Consider the following 19,283-nt stretch of genomic DNA (forward strand, 5'->3'; position numbering starts at 1 on the left):
GGGAGGCCCAACTCCTACTCCCCACAAGACTTTGATTGTTTTTTGACAGACAATTTAAATGCCGCCACAGCTTAATAACTAATGACTAATAACTAATGACTAATGACCTATTTTCGTTCTGCTCTAATTTTGACATTAGGTTTTTGGCTGCTACCGCTAGCAGTGCGATCGCAACCTGTCGTTCCCGCTACTGACGGCACAAATACTGTTGTTCAGTCCGAGCAAAACCGTACAGATATTAGTGGCGGACAACTGTCAGGAAACGGGGCCAATCTGTTTCACAGCTTCAGTCAGTTTAATCTCAGCGAAGGTCAAATCGCTAATTTTCTAACTAATCCAAATATTCAAAATATTTTAGGGCGGATTTCCGGCGGGGATGTTTCCGTCATTAACGGTCTGATTTCTGTAAGCGGCGGCAACTCAAATTTATTCTTAATGAATCCGGCGGGAATTGTCTTCGGTCAAAATGCTAGATTAAACGTGCCGGGGTCTTTTTTCGCGACAACTGCTACAGGTATTGGGTTCGGCGATAACTGGTTCAATTCTGCCGGAATTAATGATTACAAAGCTTTAGTGGGAAATCCCAATCAATTTAATTTTAATAACTCACAAATAGGGGCAATTGTCAATGCAGGAAACTTGGCAGTTGGTAGCGGGCAAAGTTTAACTTTGCTCGGTGGCACTGTTATTAATACAGGACAATTATCGGCTCCAGGCGGTCAAATTACTGTGGCTGCTGTTCCGGGAGAAAATGCAGTCCGTATCAGTCAAGCTGGCAATTTATTAAGTTTAGAAATTACTCCGTCTTTGCAGTCAGAACAATCGGCGATCGCCCCGGTTTCTTTGCCTCAGTTGCTAACAGGCCCCGGCGTAGCGTCAGCCACAGGTTTAACGACTAACGCACAAGGTCAATTGGTACTGACTGGCGGCCAAACAGTGGGGATAAATGGGGGAAGTGCGATCGTCTCTGGTTCTGTAAATGTATTTGGCCCTTCTGGGAATGCTGGCGGCACAGTCAATATTTTAGGAGAAAAAGTCGGACTCTTCGGCGCAAATATCGATGCTTCCGGGACAGACGGCGGAGGTACTGTGCGCGTCGGAGGCGGTTTCCAGGGGATGGAACCAGTGCCAAACGCCCAGGTAACTTATGTTAGTCCTGATTCTACGATCGCAGCAAACGCGATCGACCGCGGCAATGGCGGCACTGCGGTAATTTGGTCAGACAATATAACTCGCTTCTTGGGCAATATTAGTGCTCGCGGGGGCACTGCCGCAGGTAACGGCGGCAGAGTAGAAGTTTCCGGCAAAAATGCTTTAACTTTCCAAGGAGAGGTCGATACCCGCGCGACTAACGGTGCGATCGGCAATTTGTGGCTCGATCCGGCAAATATTACGATCGTCAGCGGTAACGGATCCACCAGCGGGGGATCGACTGGCGGGGAACTGGAATCGGAACCAGAACCCAATGAAACATCGATCTCAGAAGTGCAGTTGGAACAGATGGCGGCCGGCAGCAACGTGGTTTTAGATACCCCCGGCTATATAACCCTCCAAGACTTGCCCGATAACAAACTTTCCCTGCAAGCGAGAACCGGAGACACCGTAACATTTAGATCGGGCGGAGTGTTTGTTGTCAATGACCCCAACGATTTAATCGAGACTCAAGGTGGCAACATCAACATTTTTGGCAGCAGCATCTCTCTGGGCGGACTCAATGCTAACGGCGGCAGTATCGCTATCACTGCTAACGGTATTGACTTCAGAGGCGGCAGCAATTCTGTCAGCAGTGCGGGGGGAACAATTCGCTTGCAGCCCAACGACAGCCGAGCGATTCGGATCGGTGGCACCGGCGATATTTTGGGCATTTTGGACTTGACGGCAACGGATCTCGGCGCTTTGGCGGGGGATTTCGGCTCGATCGCGATCGGGCGCGAAAACGGTAGCAGCTCGTCGATCGCGATCGTTGCACCCATTACCTTCAACAGCCCGCTGACACTTCAAGGCAGATCGATCGCGATCAACAATCCCCTGAGTACAAGCGGCAGCGCTAGCTTGACTCTCGACGCGCCTCAAACTGATCTCAACGCCAACATTGCGACATCCGGCGGCGATCTCACTTTCACAGGAAACGCATCCCTCAATGCTGACGTGGCTTTGAGCACGGAAGTTACCGGCAACATTCTGTTCTCCGGTAGCCTAGACGGATCTCACGCCCTGAGACTTGACGCTGGGCGAGTGCTGTTCGGCGCTACAGTCGGTCAAACTGCACCGCTGGCGAGTTTGGCTGTCAACGCCGGCAGTACCGAGGTATCGGGCAATATTGCGACATCTGGCGACATGACTTTCAATAGTAACGTCACAGTCGATCGCAGTGCCGCCCTAGCCACCACTACCGGCAATATCACTTTTGCCAATAGCCTCGACAGCACGCCGGGCCGGGCTAATAATTTGACGCTGCGCGCTGGCGGCAACATTACTTTTGGCGGCCTAGTCGGTCAAACTCAGAGGTTGGGCCTGCTTTCGGCCGATGCTGCTAGCGTGACGGCTGCTTCCACAATTACAGCGCGCAGTTTGAGCGTTAACGCCCGCGATTCCGCTACCTTCGGGGGGGGCAGCACGGCCGCTTTGGGAGCCGATATCAAGGCAGAAAATGTCCTCCTAGAGGGTAATTTAAGGACGGATGGTGGCAGCGTGAATCTGCAAGGAAGCGGCGAGGTTCGGACGGGCAATATTACCTCGAACGGTGGGAGGATTCGGGTTGAGGGAAATACTGTTGCAGCAGGCGCGATCGACTCGTCATCGGCAACGGGAACAGGAGGCGCGATCGCTCTCCAAACCAATGCTGGGCCTTTAACTGCCGGAGCTTTGAACGCTTCGGGGGCGATCGGCGGAAATATTGATGTCATCTCGAAAGCGGGCATTTCGGCTCTAGATATCAACTCCAGCAGCACTTCAAACGGCAACGGCGGAGGCGTTTCCCTGAACGCGACTGATAACATTCAGTTGGGCTTTATCAATGCTCAAGGTGGCCTTGGTGGCACTGGTGGCAGCGTTGATGTGACAACCCTCGGTTTGTTTCGCTCGAACAATGTTTTCAACGATATATCGGGCAATTCTTCGAGTATTTCTACTGCCGGAGGTGCGGGGGCGGGGGCGATCGCAATTCGCCACGGAGGCGGTATCGATCGACCTTTTGTAGTTGGCGGCGCGATCGACAATGGAACCCTGGGAAGCATTAATGCTGGCGGGGGAAACGCCATTTTGCCCACTTTTTCTTTTGGACAAACTTACACCCAAGGAAGTTTACCAAATCAGATTTCCCTAGTTACACCGGCCGCGCCCTCTACTCCTGCACCAATTCCCGAACCAATTCCCGAACCAATTCCCGAACCAATTCCCGAACCAATTCCCGAACCAATTCCCGAACCGCCTCTAGAGTCCGTAAATCCCGATCCGGCGCTGTCATTTCCTGCATCTTTGCAAGTAGAATTGCGATCGCCCAATCGAGACAGAAATTCCCCAATGAGCCAGGATATTTTCGCTCCTTCTCGCAGATTAGATGCGGCAGGTTCGGGAGTTTTAGAATTTGAACAAACCTTTACTCGCGAGTACGAAAAGTATCTGGAGTTGCCCCCAAGAAAGCCGATTACTAATCTATCGGTAATTTACGAAACTCTTCGCAAAAACGAACAAATTACAGGGGCAAAATCTGCAATTATTTATATGAATTGGCTCAGGAGATCGGATGCAGCCGCAGCCAAAGAAGATGGTTCACTGCTGGTGGCAAGTCGGGATTTATCTAATCTATTGCCTGTGAGAAAAAAACTCACCTCCGAACCCCCTCGCCCCTTAGAAGATAAGTTAGCCCAGAGGTTGTCGCCGCAGGGCCAAGAAATTCCCGATGTTCCTAACGGGGAGTATTTAGAATTAGTGTTAGTCACAGCTAACGCTCAACCGATGCGCGTTGTAGTTCCGGCGACAACGCGGTGGCAGGTGTTGCAACTAGCCGACGCCCTGCAAAGCGAAATAACTAATCCCCGAAAAAGAAGCAGCATTAGTTATTTGGATACGGCGCAAAAACTTTATCGGTGGTTAATTGCACCAGTTGCTGCAGAATTGACAGCTTTAAAAATTGACAATTTAATTGTAATTCCGGCAGCAGGTTTGCGGAGTGTGCCGTTTGCTGCCCTTCACGACGGCAAAGGCTTTTTAGTGGAGAAATACAGCATTAGCGTGATGCCGAGTCTGAGTTTAACTGATATCGGCTACGACAATATTGCGGATGATGAAATTTTGGCAATGGGGGCGTCGGTATTTGAAGATAAAGCGCCATTACCAGCGGTACCGGTGGAGTTAGAGTCGATCGCGCCGCCCTCAGAAGGAAAATTATTCTTGAATCAAGATTTTACTCTGGGAAATTTGCAAGCTCAGCGGGCAAATCGACCTTTTGGCATCATTCACTTAGCAACTCACAGCGAATTCCAGCCTGGGGAACCGAAAAATTCTTACATTCAGTTGTGGGATACTAAATTGCGCCTGGATCAAATGCCACAGTTGCGCTGGAATGAACCGCCGGTGAATCTGTTAGTTTTAAGCGCGTGCAGTACCGCTTTGGGCGACGAAGAGGCGGAGTTGGGGTTTGCGGGTTTGGCGGTAGCTAGCGGTGCTAGATCCGCTTTAGCGAGTTTGTGGGAAGTCAGCGATGAGGGGACTTTGGGGCTGATGACTGAGTTTTATCGGCAGTTGCGCGCCCCCAGACGCGGTGGCAATTTGATGATTAAAGCGGAGGCTTTGCGGCGCGCGCAATTGGAGATGCTGCGGGGGCGCGTGCGGATTCAAGACGGGATGTTGCGAGTCGAAGGGCTCTCTATGAGTCTAATTTTGCCTCCGGAAATTGCGACGCGGGGCGATCGAGTGCTTTTGCATCCTTATTATTGGGCCGCCTTTACAATGATTGGCAATCCTTGGTAATGGAGTTTTCCCACAAGTCTTATCGAAGTTATTAGGGTGGTGTGATGAACTCCCTTGATTCGTTAATTGCCCGAAAACCTATACTATTGACATACATTTTTAGGCATTCGGGTTTCACACTCTCGCTGTAATAAGGCGTGGGGCTCATCATCAGCGATAAATTGACATCGCATTTGACACAAATGTGGTTCTGTTTTCCTTTTTTCTTAGTGTTTTTACGGATATGGGTTAATTTGCACTCGCTTTGATTGCATGGTGATTCGCCCTATTTATACTCTAATTATGCAACGCCCAAATCTCCTATGAAGACTAAGGGCGATCGCACTTCACTCTGTTTTGCCGGATTTTGCAGGAAACTGTGGAGCGATCGTACTCCTGACCCGAATGTTTAGCCGTCTTATTTTGAAGATATGTTAATAAAAAATAACTTTTCTTTTGAAACTTAAGTTTTTCTTAATTTTTCAGATAATATTATGTATTAGAGGATACATCTACTTAATTAATTAACAATTTTTAAACTAATAATTGAGTATTAATACTGACAAGAGGCTGTAAGAATGATTAACTTACCGGGCTACGACATTACCAACCAGATCCATGAAAGTAATAATTCTATAGTTTACCGGGGACTGAGAAAGCAAGACAACCAACCGGTAATTCTCAAATTTCTCAAACAAGATTATCCGATGCCAGCTTCGTTAGTCAGATACAAGCAGGAATACGAAATTACACACAATCTTCACCTAGAAAGTGTGCCTAAAACCTACAGCTTAGAAAGATACCATAACAGTTTGGCTATCATTTTCGAGGATTGTGGTGGAGACTCATTAAAGCTCTTATTGGCTTCTCACCAACTTACCTTAGAAGAGTTTTTATTAACAGCTATTAAAATAACCAGGGCTTTAGGTGAAATTCATCGACATAAAATTATTCATAAAGATATCAATCCCAGCAATATTATTATTAACTCAACCACAGGGCGAGTTCAAATTATAGATTTTGGCATCTCTACTGTTTTAAAGCGCGAAAATCCTACCCTAAAAAATCCTAATGTTTTAGAAGGCACTCTTAGCTATATATCGCCGGAACAAACAGGCAGAATGAACAGAGCGATCGACTACCGCACTGATTTTTACTCATTAGGAGTCACTTTTTACGAACTGCTAACGCGGCAATTGCCCTGGGATTACAGCGATGCAATGGAATTAATCCACTGTCACATTGCTAAACAAGCAGTACCGCTCCATCAAATCAATCGAGAAATTCCTAAAGCTGTTTCTGATATTGTGATGAAGCTATTAGCGAAAACCGCTGAAGCCAGATATCAAAGCCCTTGGGGAATTATCGCTGACTTAGAAGAATGCCTAGAACAATTAAAAAATACGGGAGGAATTGCTGATTTTGCGATCGCCCAAAAAGATATTACAGATAAGTTTCAGATACCTCAAAAACTCTACGGGAGAGAAACAGAAGTTGAAACCTTATTAGCAGCATTTGAGCGAGTCAGCAGAGGCAGCACCGAAATGATGCTAGTATCCGGTTACTCTGGCATTGGAAAATCCGCCTTAGTACAAGAAGTTTATAAACCAATTACTAAAGCCAGAGGTTATTTTATAGCCGGAAAATTCGACCAATTTCAACGAAATATCCCTTACGCCGCCGTTGTCAAAGCCTTTCAATCATTAGTCAAGCAACTCTTAACAGAAAGCGAAAATCAACTCAATACCTGGAAAGAAAAAATATTAGCAGCCGTTGGCGCTAATAGTCAAATCATTGTCGATGTCATTCCTGAAGTAGAATTAATCATTGGCCAACAGCCCGCCGTACAAGAACTAGGCGCTACAGAAGCACAAAACCGCTTTAATTTAGTATTTCAAAAATTCATCCGCGTCTTTTGTTCAGTTGACTATCCCTTAGTCATCTTTCTCGACGATTTACAATGGGCTGATGCCGCCACATTGAAATTGCTACAAGTAATGATAGCAGATGAGCAAACCAACTATCTATTTCTAATTGGTGCTTATCGAGACAACGAAGTTAACCCATCTCATCCTTTAATGATGACTTTGGACGAGCTGCAAAATCAAGGTGCAAGAATCGAGCGAATTACTTTAGCTCCCTTACACCTTCACCACATAGTTAACTTAATTAGTGATACCCTACGTAAAGACCAAAAATCAGCCCTCCCCCTCGCCGAGTTAGTTCTCGATAAAACTCAAGGTAATCCTTTTTTTGTCAATCAGTTTCTCAAAACTCTCTATCAAGAAAACCTGCTGAAATTCAACTTTCAAAAAAGAAACTGGGATTGGAATATATCAGAAATTGAATCAGTAGGTATTACTGATAACGTCATTGAATTGATGCTAGGAAAATTGAAAAGACTGCCCGCATCAACTCAGCAAGTGTTGCGTTTGGCTGCTTGCGTGGGTAATAGTTTTGACTTAAATACTCTTTCAATTATTAACGAAAAATCGTGGGGAACCACCTTTCAAGAACTATTGCCCGCCATCCAAGAGGGATTAATCTTAGCTACTTCTGAGTTAGGTGCTAGCGAATCAGAAATAATTAACTCAGACTTAGTAATTACTACTTATAAATTTTTGCATGACCGCGTGCAGCAGTCCGGTTACGCATTGATTGACTCAAAACTGCAAACCGCAATTCACCTACAAATTGGTCGTCTGTTACTGGCAAATATTTCTCCTGAGCGACGAGCCGAAAGAATTTTTGAAATTGCTGATCATTTGAATTCGGGTCGGACTTTAATCATTGATGATCACGAGAAAATTGAACTAGCTATTTTAAATTTAACAGCAGCTCGCAAAGCCAAAGATGCAACGGCTTATGCTGCTGCCAGAGACTACTTAAAATTCGGTCGAGAAATTTTACCGGGCGATATTTGGCAAGACTCCTACGAACTAGCTTTTACCTTTTATAAGGAGCTGGCAGAAGCCGAATATTTAAACGGCAATTTTGAAGAATCAGAAGCTTTAATAGAAGTGGCATTTATCCAGGCAAAATCTGAGCTAGAAAAAGCCGAACTATACAACATTTTGATCGTGCAGTACACTCTGCTGAGTAAATATGAAGCAGCAGTTCAATCGGGATTAAAAGCCCTTCACTTGCTGGGCATAGACTTGGCTGAAGATAATTTAAGCGAGGCGGTTAATGCGGAAATGGCGGCAGCTAAAGCCAACTTGGCAAACCAAGAAATTGCTTCATTAATTCATGCCGAAAAAATGCAAGATCCTGCTCAACAAATGGCTATGAAATTATTGGGCAACATGGGACCGCTAACGTTCTTTTCATCTCAAGAACTGTGGAAGTTGACTGTAATCAAAGCGATTAACCTTTCTCTCAAGTACGGTTTTGTAGCGGGAGGGTCTTACTGCTATTCATGTTATGGAATTATCCTGAATTCAATTTTAGGGGATTACCAATCGGCTTATGAGTTTGGCAGACTCGCTCTGACTCTGAGCGAAAATTCAAATAACTTGTCTCAAAACTGCCAAGATAGCGTGATTTTTGCCAATTACTTAAACTGCTGGGTGAGACCGCTCAAAACTACGGCGGAAATTAATAACGAAGGTTATAAAGTTGGCTTGCAATCGGGCAATTTGCAATGGACGGGTTATAACCGGATGTTTCAAACTATTACCTATTTCTTCCAGGGCATGAATTTGAATAATCTCTTGGAAGATATTGGCAAGTCGCTCCATTTTTGCGAGCAAACTAAAAACTTCTGGGCGATTGATATTATTATTGCTAATAAGATAGCAATTTTGAATTTGATGGGCGAAGAGGATGAAATTAGCGAAAAAGAGCATTTAGGAAATTTTGGTGACCGTAAAAGTATGGCGGCGTTGTGCGAGTTTTATGTTTTAAAGGCGCAGACTTTCTATCTTTACGAACAGTATAGTGAGGCGCTAGAAGCATCTGATCGCGCGGCAGAGCTGATCGATTATTTGATGGGTCATATTTCTAGTGCTCACCATTATTTTTACCGTTGTCTGATTTTAACGGCTCTGTATTCAGAGGTTTCTGAATCGGAGCGACAAGATTACTGGCAGCAATTAGAAGCTAATCAGAAACAAATCAAAGTTTGGGCGGATAACTGCTCGGAAAGTTTTGCACATAAGTTCTGGCTGGTGGCGGCAGAAATGGCGAGAATTTCAGGTGGAGATTTGGAGGCGATGGATTTGTACGATCGCGCGATAGCCGAGGCTAGAGAGGGTGATTTTATTCAGAATGAAGCGCTGGCGGCGTTTCTTGCTGCTAAGTTCTGGTTGGGGAAAGATAAAGAAGATTTTGCCCAAATCTACTTGACTAAAGCCCATTATGGCTACCAATACTGGGGTGCTAAACGTAAAGTTGAAAATTTAGAGGAGAAGTATCCCCAATTAATCGCGAGAACTTCAGGGAAGACGACTACTCAAACAAAGGTTAACCGAACTACGACGGCGACTACTAGCAACAATTTGGGAGAGACGCTAGATTTAGCTACGGTGATGAAAGCTTCTTTCGCGATTTCGGGTGAAATTGTTTTGAGTAGGTTGCTGGAAAGATTGATGAAAATTGCGATCGAGAATGCGGGGGCGCAAAAAGGTTTTTTGATTTTAGAAAAAGCGGGAAACTGGGCGCTAGAGGCGGAAGGTTCGGTGCAGGAGGATGAAGTTAGTGTGCTGCAATCGCTTCCTCTCAATCCGATAGCAGCTTCTGGGGGAACTCCTTTGCTGGCTTGTGCGATCGCCAATTATGTGATTCGCACTCAGGAAAATGTGGTGTTAAATAATGCCTCTCAAGAGGGACAGTTTACCCGCGATCCTTATATTGCGGCTACTCAACCGAAGTCTATTCTTTGCACTCCTCTGCTGCACCAAGGTAAGCTGACTGGCCTTCTTTATTTGGAAAATAACCTGACTGAAGGGGCTTTTACTACTGATCGTCTAGAATTGTTAAAACTTTTATCTGCCCAAATTGCTATTTCTATTGAGAATGCTCAACTTTACAAAAATTTACAGGATTTTAATCAAAACTTAGAGCAATTAGTGAGCGATCGTACTCAACAATTATCGAACACCCTAGAGGCTTTAAAAGCCACCCAAACTCAGCTAGTCGAATCTGAAAAAATGGCATCTCTGGGAGGATTAGTTGCTGGTGTTGCCCATGAAATTAATACTCCCATCGGAGTGGGTGTCACTGTTGCTTCAGCTTTGGCAGAAAATACTACAGAATTTGCATCTATTTATAAAAGTGGCAAAATGAAGCGCTCGGATTTAGAAGAGTTTGTCGATATTGCTACCCAAAGCAGTAAGGCACTTCTAATTAACCTAGATCGGGCTGCAGCCTTGATTCAAAGCTTTAAGCAAGTAGCAGTAGATCGCTCTAGCGAAGAACGGCGTACTTTCCAGATCCGACCTTATCTTGATGAAATTTTATTACAATTAAAACCAAAGTTGAAAAATAGCCAACATTCGCTTAAAATTAAGGGAGATAGCAAAATTGCTATAGATTCTTATCCAGGAGCATTGTCCCAAGTTGTGACAAACTTGCTAATCAATTCTCTGATTCATGCCTACGAACCAGGGATTTCTGGGGAACTAATCTTTGCTTGGGAGCAAGAAGGTAATCGGCTAAGGTTTGAATACGCCGATGAAGGTAAAGGTATTCCCCCAGAAAACTTAAGTAAAATTTTTGAGCCATTCTTTACCACTAAGCGTGGTCAAGGTGGCAGTGGGTTAGGCTTACATATTGTCTACAATTTAGTCACGCAAAAACTCAAAGGTGAAATTGAATGTCTAAGTGAGGTGGGAAGAGGAACCAAGTTTATTATTAAATTACCCATGCAAATTGATTCATAAATGTAGAGTTCCAATTCCGATTGTGTAACCAAGATAACTAAGTAAGTCCACCGTATTAAAAATAAAATAAGGATGACTGAAAAGGTTGCTGTGTAACTCTTCTCCCTTCTGCCTTTTTCTTAACAGGTTTTCTAACTTCAAACCTAAACATTAGTAAAAAATAAAGGTGTACAGCAATGAAAAATGATTTTGACGATTTGTTAACTCAACCATCTCCAGAAACAGTATACTTTGCCGAAGTAATCGACTCGGATGACGAGATATTGTTTGCAGATGAAACCCCAGAAGAAAAACTGAGTGAAAGCTGGAAAATTTTAGTTGTAGATGATGAGGCTCAAGTTCACACCGCTACCGAAATTTCACTAAGGAAGTTTGTTTTTGAAAATAAATCTTTAACTTTCATTAATGCTTACTCCGCTCGTGAAGCTAAACAGCTAATCCAAGAAAATCCTGATGTTGCCATCATCTTACTTGATGTAATTATGGAAACAGATGATGCTGGCTTAAACTTTGTTAAATATGTCCGAGAAGTTTTAGGCAATCAGTTAGTGCGAATTATTTTACGCACGGGTCAACCCGGACAAGTACCTGAAAAAAGCATTATTATCAATTACGATATTAATGACTATAAAACTAAAACTGAATTAACGACATCAAAGCTATACACTACCATGCTAACAGCTTTGAGAAGTTTTTCTCTAAGCCAGAATTTGCTGTCTGAAATAGAGCGGCGCGAACAAGTAGAGAAAGCACTCCGTATCAGTGAAGAAAAAGAACACCAAAAATCTGTTGCCTTAGAGCATTTTGTCAAAGAACTCCAAGAAACACAACTCCAGCTAGTTCAAAGTGAAAAAATGTCTAGTCTCGGTCAATTAGTTGCAGGTGTAGCTCATGAAATCAATAATCCGGTTAACTTTATTTATGGCAATCTGTCCCACGCCAACGACTATATTAAAGAACTCATTAATATGTTGAATCTTTATCAAAGGCATTACCCGCAACCAGAAGCAGAAATTATCCATGAAATAGAAGATGCAGAGTTGCCATTTATCATAGATGATTTACCAAAATTGCTTTCTTCCATGCAGTTAGGGATCGAACGCATTCGCAATATTGTTCACTCTCTACGCAATTTTTCTCGGTTGGATGAAACTGAAATTAAATCAGTAGATATCCACGAAGGCATTAATAGCACTTTGATGATCTTACAGCACCGACTAAAGGCTAAGTCTGATCGCCCTGCTATCAATGTGATAAAAGACTATGGTGCATTGCCGCTTGTGAACTGTTATGCCGGTCAGCTCAATCAGGTGTTTATGAACCTTTTAGCGAATGCTATAGATGCTTTAGAAGAGCGGCTAAGTAGAGAAGATGGTGCAGTTTTTAACCCCCAGATTTTGATTCGGACTGAAGTTGTACCCGGCAATTCGCATGACAACAGTAGCTCGGCTTCCCACATCCTGGTAACAATTTCTGATAATGGTGTGGGCATGACAGAAACAGTTCGTGCTAAACTTTTCACTCCCTTTTTTACTACTAAGCCTATAGGAAAAGGTACAGGCATGGGATTGTCCATCAGCAGAAAAATTCTGATAGAAAAACACTGCGGTCAATTGGAGTGTATTTCTACGCCAGAGCAGGGAACGCAGTTTATTATTGATCTGCCGACTATCTGTAGAGCCACTAAGATCGCCACCGTAGCGAATGCCTAGAAAACTCATCGGGCTGAATTGATCATATACTGTTTTTCAGTTGCATGAGAACAGGGTAATTGCTAATTGGTAATTGCTCATTAATCGGAATTATGACAGAATTTTTCCCCGCAGCAAGTCCCCCCCTTCTGGGTTCGGGATAGGCGCTGCGGCTTTAGCCATATTCTTCTAACTTAGAGCAGATTACAGGTTTATGAAGTAAACCCCTGATGGGCTCAATCCCCGTAGGGGATTGGCATTGCCGTGTCTAAAGCTGCACCGCGCTCTCACGGTTTTTTTTAGAGTTCTCGCATCATTACTGATTCTGTTGCTCGAAACCCGGTTGATCGCGATCTACATCTACATGGAATATGCTGTATATATAGGACAAGAGTTGAGCGCGAAAATACAAGATTAATACATCCTGATAGCTCGTTTGAAACGAAAAACTTTTTGTTATTCTAAATCAGACAACAAGTTGATCAGACATTCTCTTCGATTATTAATTTACTATCTAAAATTTGCTAATTTTCCCATGCCATCTCACAATCAAAGAAATTATTTGGGTTTTATGCGATCGCCTGCGTTGCTTAGTGATACCCTAATTAAGCAACGGCTTTTTTTGTAGTAATACCATCGAGGCGATCAACGCTTTTCGCTTTGCTGGAAATGCCGCCAAACTTCATGATGACAGACGTACCAAAAATACAGGGCTAAATTCACTAGACCTAATAATTTAGTGCCATCTTCTAAAATCGCGTGTAGTCCTTGATTTGGAGTGTTTACAATATCCTCCAACCGCGAGATAGCAAACAAGATGAATGCTCCAACTAATGGCAGGTAAGGAGTAGTGTTGATGTATCGCCAAAACTTAACTCCGTAAAGGAAAACTGCACTACCATAACACAAATAAATTAATTTCTTAGATATTCCCAACCGAGACATAATCAAAGTCATCCGAAACCTGTCATCCAGGTAAAAAACTCCCAGGAGTAAAGCACTAAAAAATAAGAATATCGTCGCTCTACTACCCGGATCTTTTTGGCGCAACACTCCGAAAGTAAATGCACAAATTGCGACTGGGAGACACCCGATAACTTCGGAAAGTCCGGTTAGAATTCCTTCATAAGGGAGCCAGAAATTAAAAGGATCGCTAAATAGGCGTTCAACTCCGCGTCCCTTGTTGTTAAATTTGGCATATACGCTCAGCCCGCCCAAAATCACAATAGTCAGAATGTTAAAAAAAGCTAAAAGGGGTACACCCAAAAAGTGTTTCTTGAAAACTTTTAAAGAATTTGATAACTTGGGAATTTTATCGAATAAAGGCAGATGTTTCATAAAAAATGTCTCTCAGCAATGGAGTTCGTTAATTATTCACTGGTAGCCAAACCACAAAGGTAGTGCCACGATCCGTTGGATATAATAAATTAGTTTCTGCAAAGGGTAGCCATTCAGGATTGACTGGGGAAAATACTTCTATTTCTCCTTGCATTTGGCGGACTAAATCGCGGGCGATCGCCAAACCCAATCCTGTACCCGGAATTTCTGTCTGCGCTTTTTCTCCCCGGTAGTGCCGCTCAAATAAATGCTCTAAATCCTGGGGAGGAATGCCGGAACCTGTGTCGCTGACGGCAACTGCTATGGCAGGCAATTGGCTGTATCCTGCCCGATCGCCATCCGCTGCTTTGTACCTTACTTTAATATAAATTTGGCGGCCGGCCGGGGTATATTTCAAAGCATTGTCAATTAAATTGCTCAAAACCTCGCGCAAAGCTCGATCGTTGGCCCAGACTGGTGGCAAATCCGCCTCCATGTCGGCTACCAATTTCAGATTCCTTTCAGATGCGATCGCCTCAGCGGAAGTTAACAGCGGTTTTAAGACTTCTGTAACAAAACAGGATTCCTCCAAATTGACCGCAGGTGACAGCGACAGAGGAGAATGCCGGATTGATTCCACATTGGACATTGCTTTTTCTGAAGTGCGCGATGGCAGTTTTATATGTGCTTCGCCGGTGTCAACAGTTCGATCGAACTGGCCGAGCAACTCTTGCAGCCGATCGCTCTCTCGGACAATACTAAAAGCCACATTGCGGTTTTTGTCTTCCGGTACCAGCCGCCGCGCTAACAGCTTGCCAAAAGTTCGCAACGCTGTCAGCGGACTTTTGAACTGATGCAGCAAATTGTGCATCGTGTCGTAAACCTGAGCCTGGATTTGCCGACTCGTACCCAATTCCTGCTGCATCCACTGCGATCGCTGGTCTAAAATGCAGGCTAGGGCTAAGGTGCGAGCAATTTGTTGTATTTGAGCCTCTTCTGGCTCGTTCCAAGGCCTGTCTTGCCGACCGCTGACTAGGAGTCCCATTACAGCTCCCTCGTGTATCAGAGGCGTCACAATTTGCCTGCGTTGCTGCCACACATTCTCCGGGCCTTGGCACTGATGGGAACTGCGCTCATTACCCGGAAGCGGTTCGGGAGCGATCGCCCCTACCGTTGATTCTTCCACCTCAACAGGCGGCGCCAGCAGTCGCGGTACCGGTTTTACTGTCGAGCTTTCGGAAGATTGGAACCTCAACCCCTGATTTTCTTCCGATTCGGCTGAGGTTTCTGGGTAAACTGCGATCGGCACCAACTTTGCTTCGCTGCCTTCTACCAACTCTTGTGTCAGGTATACCGCGCTGAATTTCGCTCCCAAACTAACGGCGATGGCTACCTGCGAGCGGCAAAGTTTGACAAATTCTGAACTGGCTGGCATTAACATGAGCGCCACATTAAGATATCTAACGGAATTCTAAGTAAATTACAAATGATTGGCGACCGATTACTGATGAGAGACTTCTCGATTTCTGATTTATTCCCTTTGATAGAAGGCAGCTAGGTTAAAGGCATGGGGCTTTCATGAACCAAAATTGCCCCGCATCGCCGTCGGCGCAGCTTCCACCGATCCCCAAGCTTGGCTCTTGCCGGAACTTGCGGCCAACCATACCACAACCGCTACACTTTTGTCGATCGGCACGAATGTTAAGATTATGTCGATATATTAAAAACAGTTGATTTTTGGAGCTAGAACGGATATACTGGCCTCGGATTTGGTAGCTATCATTACAACCTGTCTGCTCATACTGTCTGCTCACAGAGGAGGTAAAGAAATTGGCCAGGAGACGCAAACGCAAGAGTCGCCGCCGACAAGAAGGACGCAGAATTTTAGAGTGTGTGCCTCAATATAGCATCGAGAGCGGCGAAGATAAACCCGTAACAGCGGCTCGCAAGTTCATCCATGCAGAAGGCATTGCTCCCCCAGCTTTGCTGTTAGTCAAGCGTAACGAGCATACCACTGACAGATACTTCTGGGCTGAAAAAGGTTTATTTGGAGCCCAATACGTAGAAGAGAACCATTTCTTGTTTCCCAGCTTAAAGGTGATGCTGGAAGCTACCACAGAAAAAATTCCTGTGGTGTCAGCGGGCCGCGCATAGCTCAAAATGTTTAGCTCAAAACATTGACAGCAATGTTTTTCTAAGTCTTTTAACCAAAGCGCGAGAGTTCTCATTGTCTGGAGAGTGCCAACTGAAATTTATGCGAAAAGTCCTTAGAAATTAGGGTATAAGGAGCCATCGCAACAGGCGTGATCGCAGCCCAAGGGCGATCGCCACAATTGGCACTTTCAGGATAATGGTTTTTTTTGACTGTTTTGTCAATCAAAAAAGAGCCAACGAGAGAGCCGCTCTTGAGTCATCGGTTTGTCAGCTAGAAGTCTAACTACGGCATCTAGCATATCAAAAAACGTTCCGCGTCAAACTTTTAATCTATCGGTTTCAAATCTAAAGCTTTTTGCATGGCTGCTAGTTCATCACGGTGAGCTCTGACAGTAACAAAGCTCTTGGTATGGCTTCCCGACTCAGCAACTGATTCGAGTTTGAGGGAGACTTGCTCAGAGCGTCCAGCTTTTTTCCAGTAAAATACCCCCGCCAGCGGGGACAGCAGTACCAAAGCTAGGAAAATTTGACCCTGCTGAGGAACTAGCATTCCCAAAACCAGCCCCAAGCACAGAGTGCCACCTGCACTCAGCAGGGTTAGAAAAATAGCCAGAAACCAACTCGGCCTGACAAAACCCTCAAACGTGACTTTATAGTTGGGGGCATCGATGGCTGCAACTCGGTAAGCTCTCTGGGCAAAATACTGTTGTAACTCGGTTAACAGTGACTCTTGGGCGCTCTCGGAAGCCAGCTTGACTTGTTCGATTCGATCTTTGACTGAAGCCTTGATGAAGAAAAACAAGCCAACAGCCAGCAGTAGCGTTAGCACAAAGGTAGAAGGAAGAACAGCAGTATCCATCGGTAGAAGTTTGTGTAATTGAAATGATCTACTATTACTTTACAGAACTTGACATACGAAAGCGATCGAGGACCTACGCAGACACTTTTTTACCAAGATTCGCAGAAAGCTTCTTCTGCAAGCCGTTTTGCTCTCCATCACCCAATTCCCATATCTCGCCATCATCGCTAATTCTCAAGTGACAATGCGTAAGTCCTGACGTAGTGTAGCTGCTTTAATCGCTGTGCGGCGGGCGATCGAGCAAAGCGAAGGCTTCGGACAGGCAAATCGCTTTGCAAGTAGCGCCAGCATCTCCAGGGTTTAGGCATCCGATTCCAACTCGGTTAACCCGTCTGACCAGTTTCCAAGGAGCGGGCTCGACGCTCTGACGCGCCGTTTCCCTGACCAATGTACTCGTGCCAGAGACGAGCGAGGTCTTGAGCTTGGTGCCGCCACTCAGGGAGGATTTGATACATCCGACGGGGGCGGCCGCGTCCTTCTACTTTTTTCCAGTAACCGGTGATTACGGCTTCATCTTCGAGGAATTTCAAAGCGCTGTAGAGAACGGTATCAGAAAGTCGGTAGATGGGGAATTCCCTCTCTAGTTGGCCAATCAGTTCTGTCCCGTAGGAATCTCCGCGCAATAACACGGAGAGAATGTAGCACACAGCTAGTTCCTTGTTTAGATAAACAGGAGGGGGGTCTTGAAAAAATTGATAGATATGTTCAAACTTCATCTGTCTTGTCCGCTGGAAACTCTCGTGATACCGTCAGGTTAACGGGAGAGGAAAGCGGGGCGGGGTGTGCCGCTTCCTAATGATTAAGTGGGACACGGGGGAAACAGAGGTGCAGTATTTCCCCAGTCAATGTTGATAGCCCCAAACGCTTGTCCTGCACTTCGGTAATGTTTGCCTGCCCCTTGGTTAAGGAGCACTGGCGTAACTAGCGCAATTTTTTTCCTCTTCCAATCTATCGCAGCGACTATTGTCAAGTGTGCGATCGCCTGCAAGAGTTGGCAGTTACTTTGGGAGTTAGTGTTGTAACTGAATTTGCCGTTGATGTTTGCGTTCTAGCTTGGCTTTAAACCGAACTCAGGCCTAACATAGCCCGCAGTGTAAAAGTTAGAAAGACAAAAGTCGCTACAATCGAACTAATCAGGGCGATCGCACTTGTCGGTCGATCGAGCAGGGGTTTGAGTCGCTCGAACAGGAAAAAGAAAATTCCCAGACATATCGTAATGAAAAAGCGCGGGTAGCGAGAGACGTTATTAATAAAATCTTGCATGAGCTTGGTGGGGTAAAGTGTCACAGCAAAATCTTTGGCTGGTAACACTTGTGAGCGAGTTAGACAATTTTGGCACAGCCGGAGCTAAATCTGCCGATCGGGCGATCGGGCATTTTTGCCGGCCAGGCTGACATATATAATTCTAACGAAAACTTTTCGCCGATCGCTGCGGCACTGTCTGTTTAATGCCACGCGACCTCCGGTAAGAACTTCAGAAGTATGTCTATTGAGTTCTAGTTGTGATAAATATTATAGGGCCGTTATTTCTAGATAAATGTCTGCTGCCGCACCTTCTTTCGTCTTGCCACGTCCGTTTCTGAAATGGGCAGGAGGCAAAACTAGGTTGATTGGACAATATCAACCTTATTTTCCTGAAAAGTTCACAACTTACTACGAGCCTTTTTTGGGTGGCGGAGCTGTATTTTTTTACTTAGCACAGCAGCACCCTGGTTTGCAAGCTGTTTTAACAGATATTAATCCTGAGTTAATTAATGCTTATCGCTGTGTCAGGGATAAAGTTGAGGAGCTAATTGAGCTTTTGTTCGCTCACCAGTCAGAACACAGCAAGAACAATAAAGATTATTATTACTCGGTGCGATCGCGCTCCTACACAACAGATACAGAAAAAGCAGCACGCCTGATTTACCTAAATAAAACTTGTTACAACGGCCTCTACAGAGAAAACTCAAAAGGCGAATTTAATGTTCCCATAGGTCGATACAAAAACCCTAATATTTGTCAAGCAGATTTACTACGATCGGTCTCATCTTTACTCGCTCCCGCTCAAATTGAAGTCCGAAAATTCGATGAAATTTTGGATTTTGCTACCAGCAGCGAAGACTTTGTTTATTTTGACCCGCCTTATTATCCACTCAGTGCCACCAGTAACTTCACGACTTACAGCCGGGATAATTTCAAAGAATCGGAACAGCTTAAACTGAGAGATGTTTTTGCAGAACTTGCAGAACGGGGCGTGAAAGTTATGCTGTCTAATTCAAACTGCGATTTTATCGAAAAAATCTACAGCGATACTCAAGTTTTTCCAAATAAATCTCTGCCAAAACTCCTTGAAATATCAGCATCTAGGGGAATTAATTCTAATAGTTTTAAGCGCGGAAAAATTACGGAATTATTAATACGTTCATTTTAAGTCTTACTTACGCAAAG

At 44.7% G+C, this 19,283-nt stretch carries 11 protein-coding genes and 1 pseudogene; 7 read left to right on the top strand and 5 right to left on the bottom strand.

The window, feature by feature from the left end:
- Positions 1-102: 102 nt before the first annotated feature.
- The 4 genes and pseudogenes from QUB37_RS13360 to QUB37_RS13375 form a co-directional block, all read left to right on the top strand.
- Positions 103-4,971 (top strand): CHAT domain-containing protein, encoded by a 4,869-nt coding sequence (locus QUB37_RS13360; protein WP_333162647.1) that lies wholly within the window; start codon positions 103-105, stop codon positions 4,969-4,971.
- A gap of 557 nt (positions 4,972-5,528) precedes the next feature.
- On the top strand, positions 5,529-10,832 hold the full coding sequence (locus tag QUB37_RS13365; RefSeq protein WP_333162649.1) for an ATP-binding sensor histidine kinase: 5,304 nt from the start codon (positions 5,529-5,531) through the stop codon (positions 10,830-10,832).
- Between the two features lie 176 nt (positions 10,833-11,008).
- The gene (locus tag QUB37_RS13370; protein ID WP_333162651.1) at positions 11,009-12,544 is read left to right on the top strand and encodes an ATP-binding protein; all 1,536 of its coding nucleotides are present in this window, start codon (positions 11,009-11,011) and stop codon (positions 12,542-12,544) included.
- A 360-nt stretch (positions 12,545-12,904) separates the two neighbouring features.
- Positions 12,905-13,151: pseudogene (locus tag QUB37_RS13375) on the top strand (hypothetical protein); the annotation flags it as partial.
- Positions 13,152-13,168: 17 nt separating this feature from the next.
- On the opposite strand, the gene QUB37_RS13380 reads toward QUB37_RS13375, so the two are convergent.
- Together QUB37_RS13380 and QUB37_RS13385 are read right to left on the bottom strand one after the other, a co-directional pair.
- A complete protein-coding gene (locus tag QUB37_RS13380; protein WP_333162653.1) occupies positions 13,169-13,861 on the bottom strand; it encodes a hypothetical protein in 693 nt (230 codons plus the stop codon).
- A 28-nt stretch (positions 13,862-13,889) separates the two neighbouring features.
- Complete coding sequence (locus QUB37_RS13385; protein ID WP_333162655.1) at positions 13,890-15,275, bottom strand: GAF domain-containing sensor histidine kinase; 1,386 nt, start codon at positions 15,273-15,275, stop codon at positions 13,890-13,892.
- A 154-nt stretch (positions 15,276-15,429) separates the two neighbouring features.
- Between QUB37_RS13385 and QUB37_RS13390 the strand changes: the two genes are divergently transcribed.
- Both QUB37_RS13390 and QUB37_RS13395 read left to right on the top strand, forming a co-directional pair.
- Entirely contained in the window at positions 15,430-15,564 is a 135-nt protein-coding gene (locus QUB37_RS13390; protein WP_333162657.1) for a hypothetical protein, read from the top strand.
- Between the two features lie 106 nt (positions 15,565-15,670).
- Entirely contained in the window at positions 15,671-15,994 is a 324-nt protein-coding gene (locus tag QUB37_RS13395) for a DUF3155 domain-containing protein (RefSeq protein WP_015176770.1), read from the top strand.
- A gap of 325 nt (positions 15,995-16,319) precedes the next feature.
- Here QUB37_RS13395 and QUB37_RS13400 read toward each other — a convergent pair whose 3' ends face one another.
- The 3 genes from QUB37_RS13400 to QUB37_RS13410 all read right to left on the bottom strand — a co-directional run bounded on the left by QUB37_RS13400 (position 16,320) and on the right by QUB37_RS13410 (position 18,116).
- Positions 16,320-16,853, bottom strand: a complete 534-nt coding sequence (locus tag QUB37_RS13400) for a cofactor assembly of complex C subunit B (protein WP_333162659.1) — start codon at positions 16,851-16,853, stop codon at positions 16,320-16,322.
- Positions 16,854-17,176: 323 nt separating this feature from the next.
- Positions 17,177-17,569, bottom strand: coding sequence for a PadR family transcriptional regulator (locus tag QUB37_RS13405; protein WP_333162661.1), 393 nt, complete (start codon positions 17,567-17,569; stop codon positions 17,177-17,179).
- Between the two features lie 343 nt (positions 17,570-17,912).
- Positions 17,913-18,116, bottom strand: a complete 204-nt coding sequence (locus QUB37_RS13410) for a DUF751 family protein (protein WP_333083642.1) — start codon at positions 18,114-18,116, stop codon at positions 17,913-17,915.
- A 274-nt stretch (positions 18,117-18,390) separates the two neighbouring features.
- On the opposite strand from QUB37_RS13410, the gene QUB37_RS13415 reads away from it, so the two are divergent.
- Positions 18,391-19,266: a DNA adenine methylase gene (locus QUB37_RS13415; RefSeq protein WP_333162663.1), complete on the top strand. Its 876-nt coding sequence runs from the start codon at positions 18,391-18,393 to the stop codon at positions 19,264-19,266.
- The last annotated feature ends 17 nt before the right edge of the window (positions 19,267-19,283 follow it).

This window comes from Microcoleus sp. AT3-A2 (genome assembly GCF_036705685.1).
Taxonomy (GTDB): domain Bacteria; phylum Cyanobacteriota; class Cyanobacteriia; order Cyanobacteriales; family Microcoleaceae; genus Microcoleus.

Bases quoted from the DNA above. Each gene is read 5' to 3' on its own strand.
- QUB37_RS13405 (WP_333162661.1), bottom strand. From the start codon at position 17,569: ATGAAGTTTGAACATATCTATCAATTTTTTCAAGACCCCCCTCCTGTT.
- QUB37_RS13410 (WP_333083642.1), bottom strand. From the start codon at position 18,116: ATGCAAGATTTTATTAATAACGTCTCTCGCTACCCGCGCTTTTTCATT.
- QUB37_RS13380 (WP_333162653.1), bottom strand. From the start codon at position 13,861: ATGAAACATCTGCCTTTATTCGATAAAATTCCCAAGTTATCAAATTCT.
- QUB37_RS13385 (WP_333162655.1), bottom strand. From the start codon at position 15,275: ATGCCAGCCAGTTCAGAATTTGTCAAACTTTGCCGCTCGCAGGTAGCC.
- QUB37_RS13400 (WP_333162659.1), bottom strand. From the start codon at position 16,853: ATGGATACTGCTGTTCTTCCTTCTACCTTTGTGCTAACGCTACTGCTG.
- QUB37_RS13360 (WP_333162647.1), top strand. From the start codon at position 103: ATGACCTATTTTCGTTCTGCTCTAATTTTGACATTAGGTTTTTGGCTG.
- QUB37_RS13370 (WP_333162651.1), top strand. From the start codon at position 11,009: ATGAAAAATGATTTTGACGATTTGTTAACTCAACCATCTCCAGAAACA.
- QUB37_RS13415 (WP_333162663.1), top strand. From the start codon at position 18,391: ATGTCTGCTGCCGCACCTTCTTTCGTCTTGCCACGTCCGTTTCTGAAA.
- QUB37_RS13365 (WP_333162649.1), top strand. From the start codon at position 5,529: ATGATTAACTTACCGGGCTACGACATTACCAACCAGATCCATGAAAGT.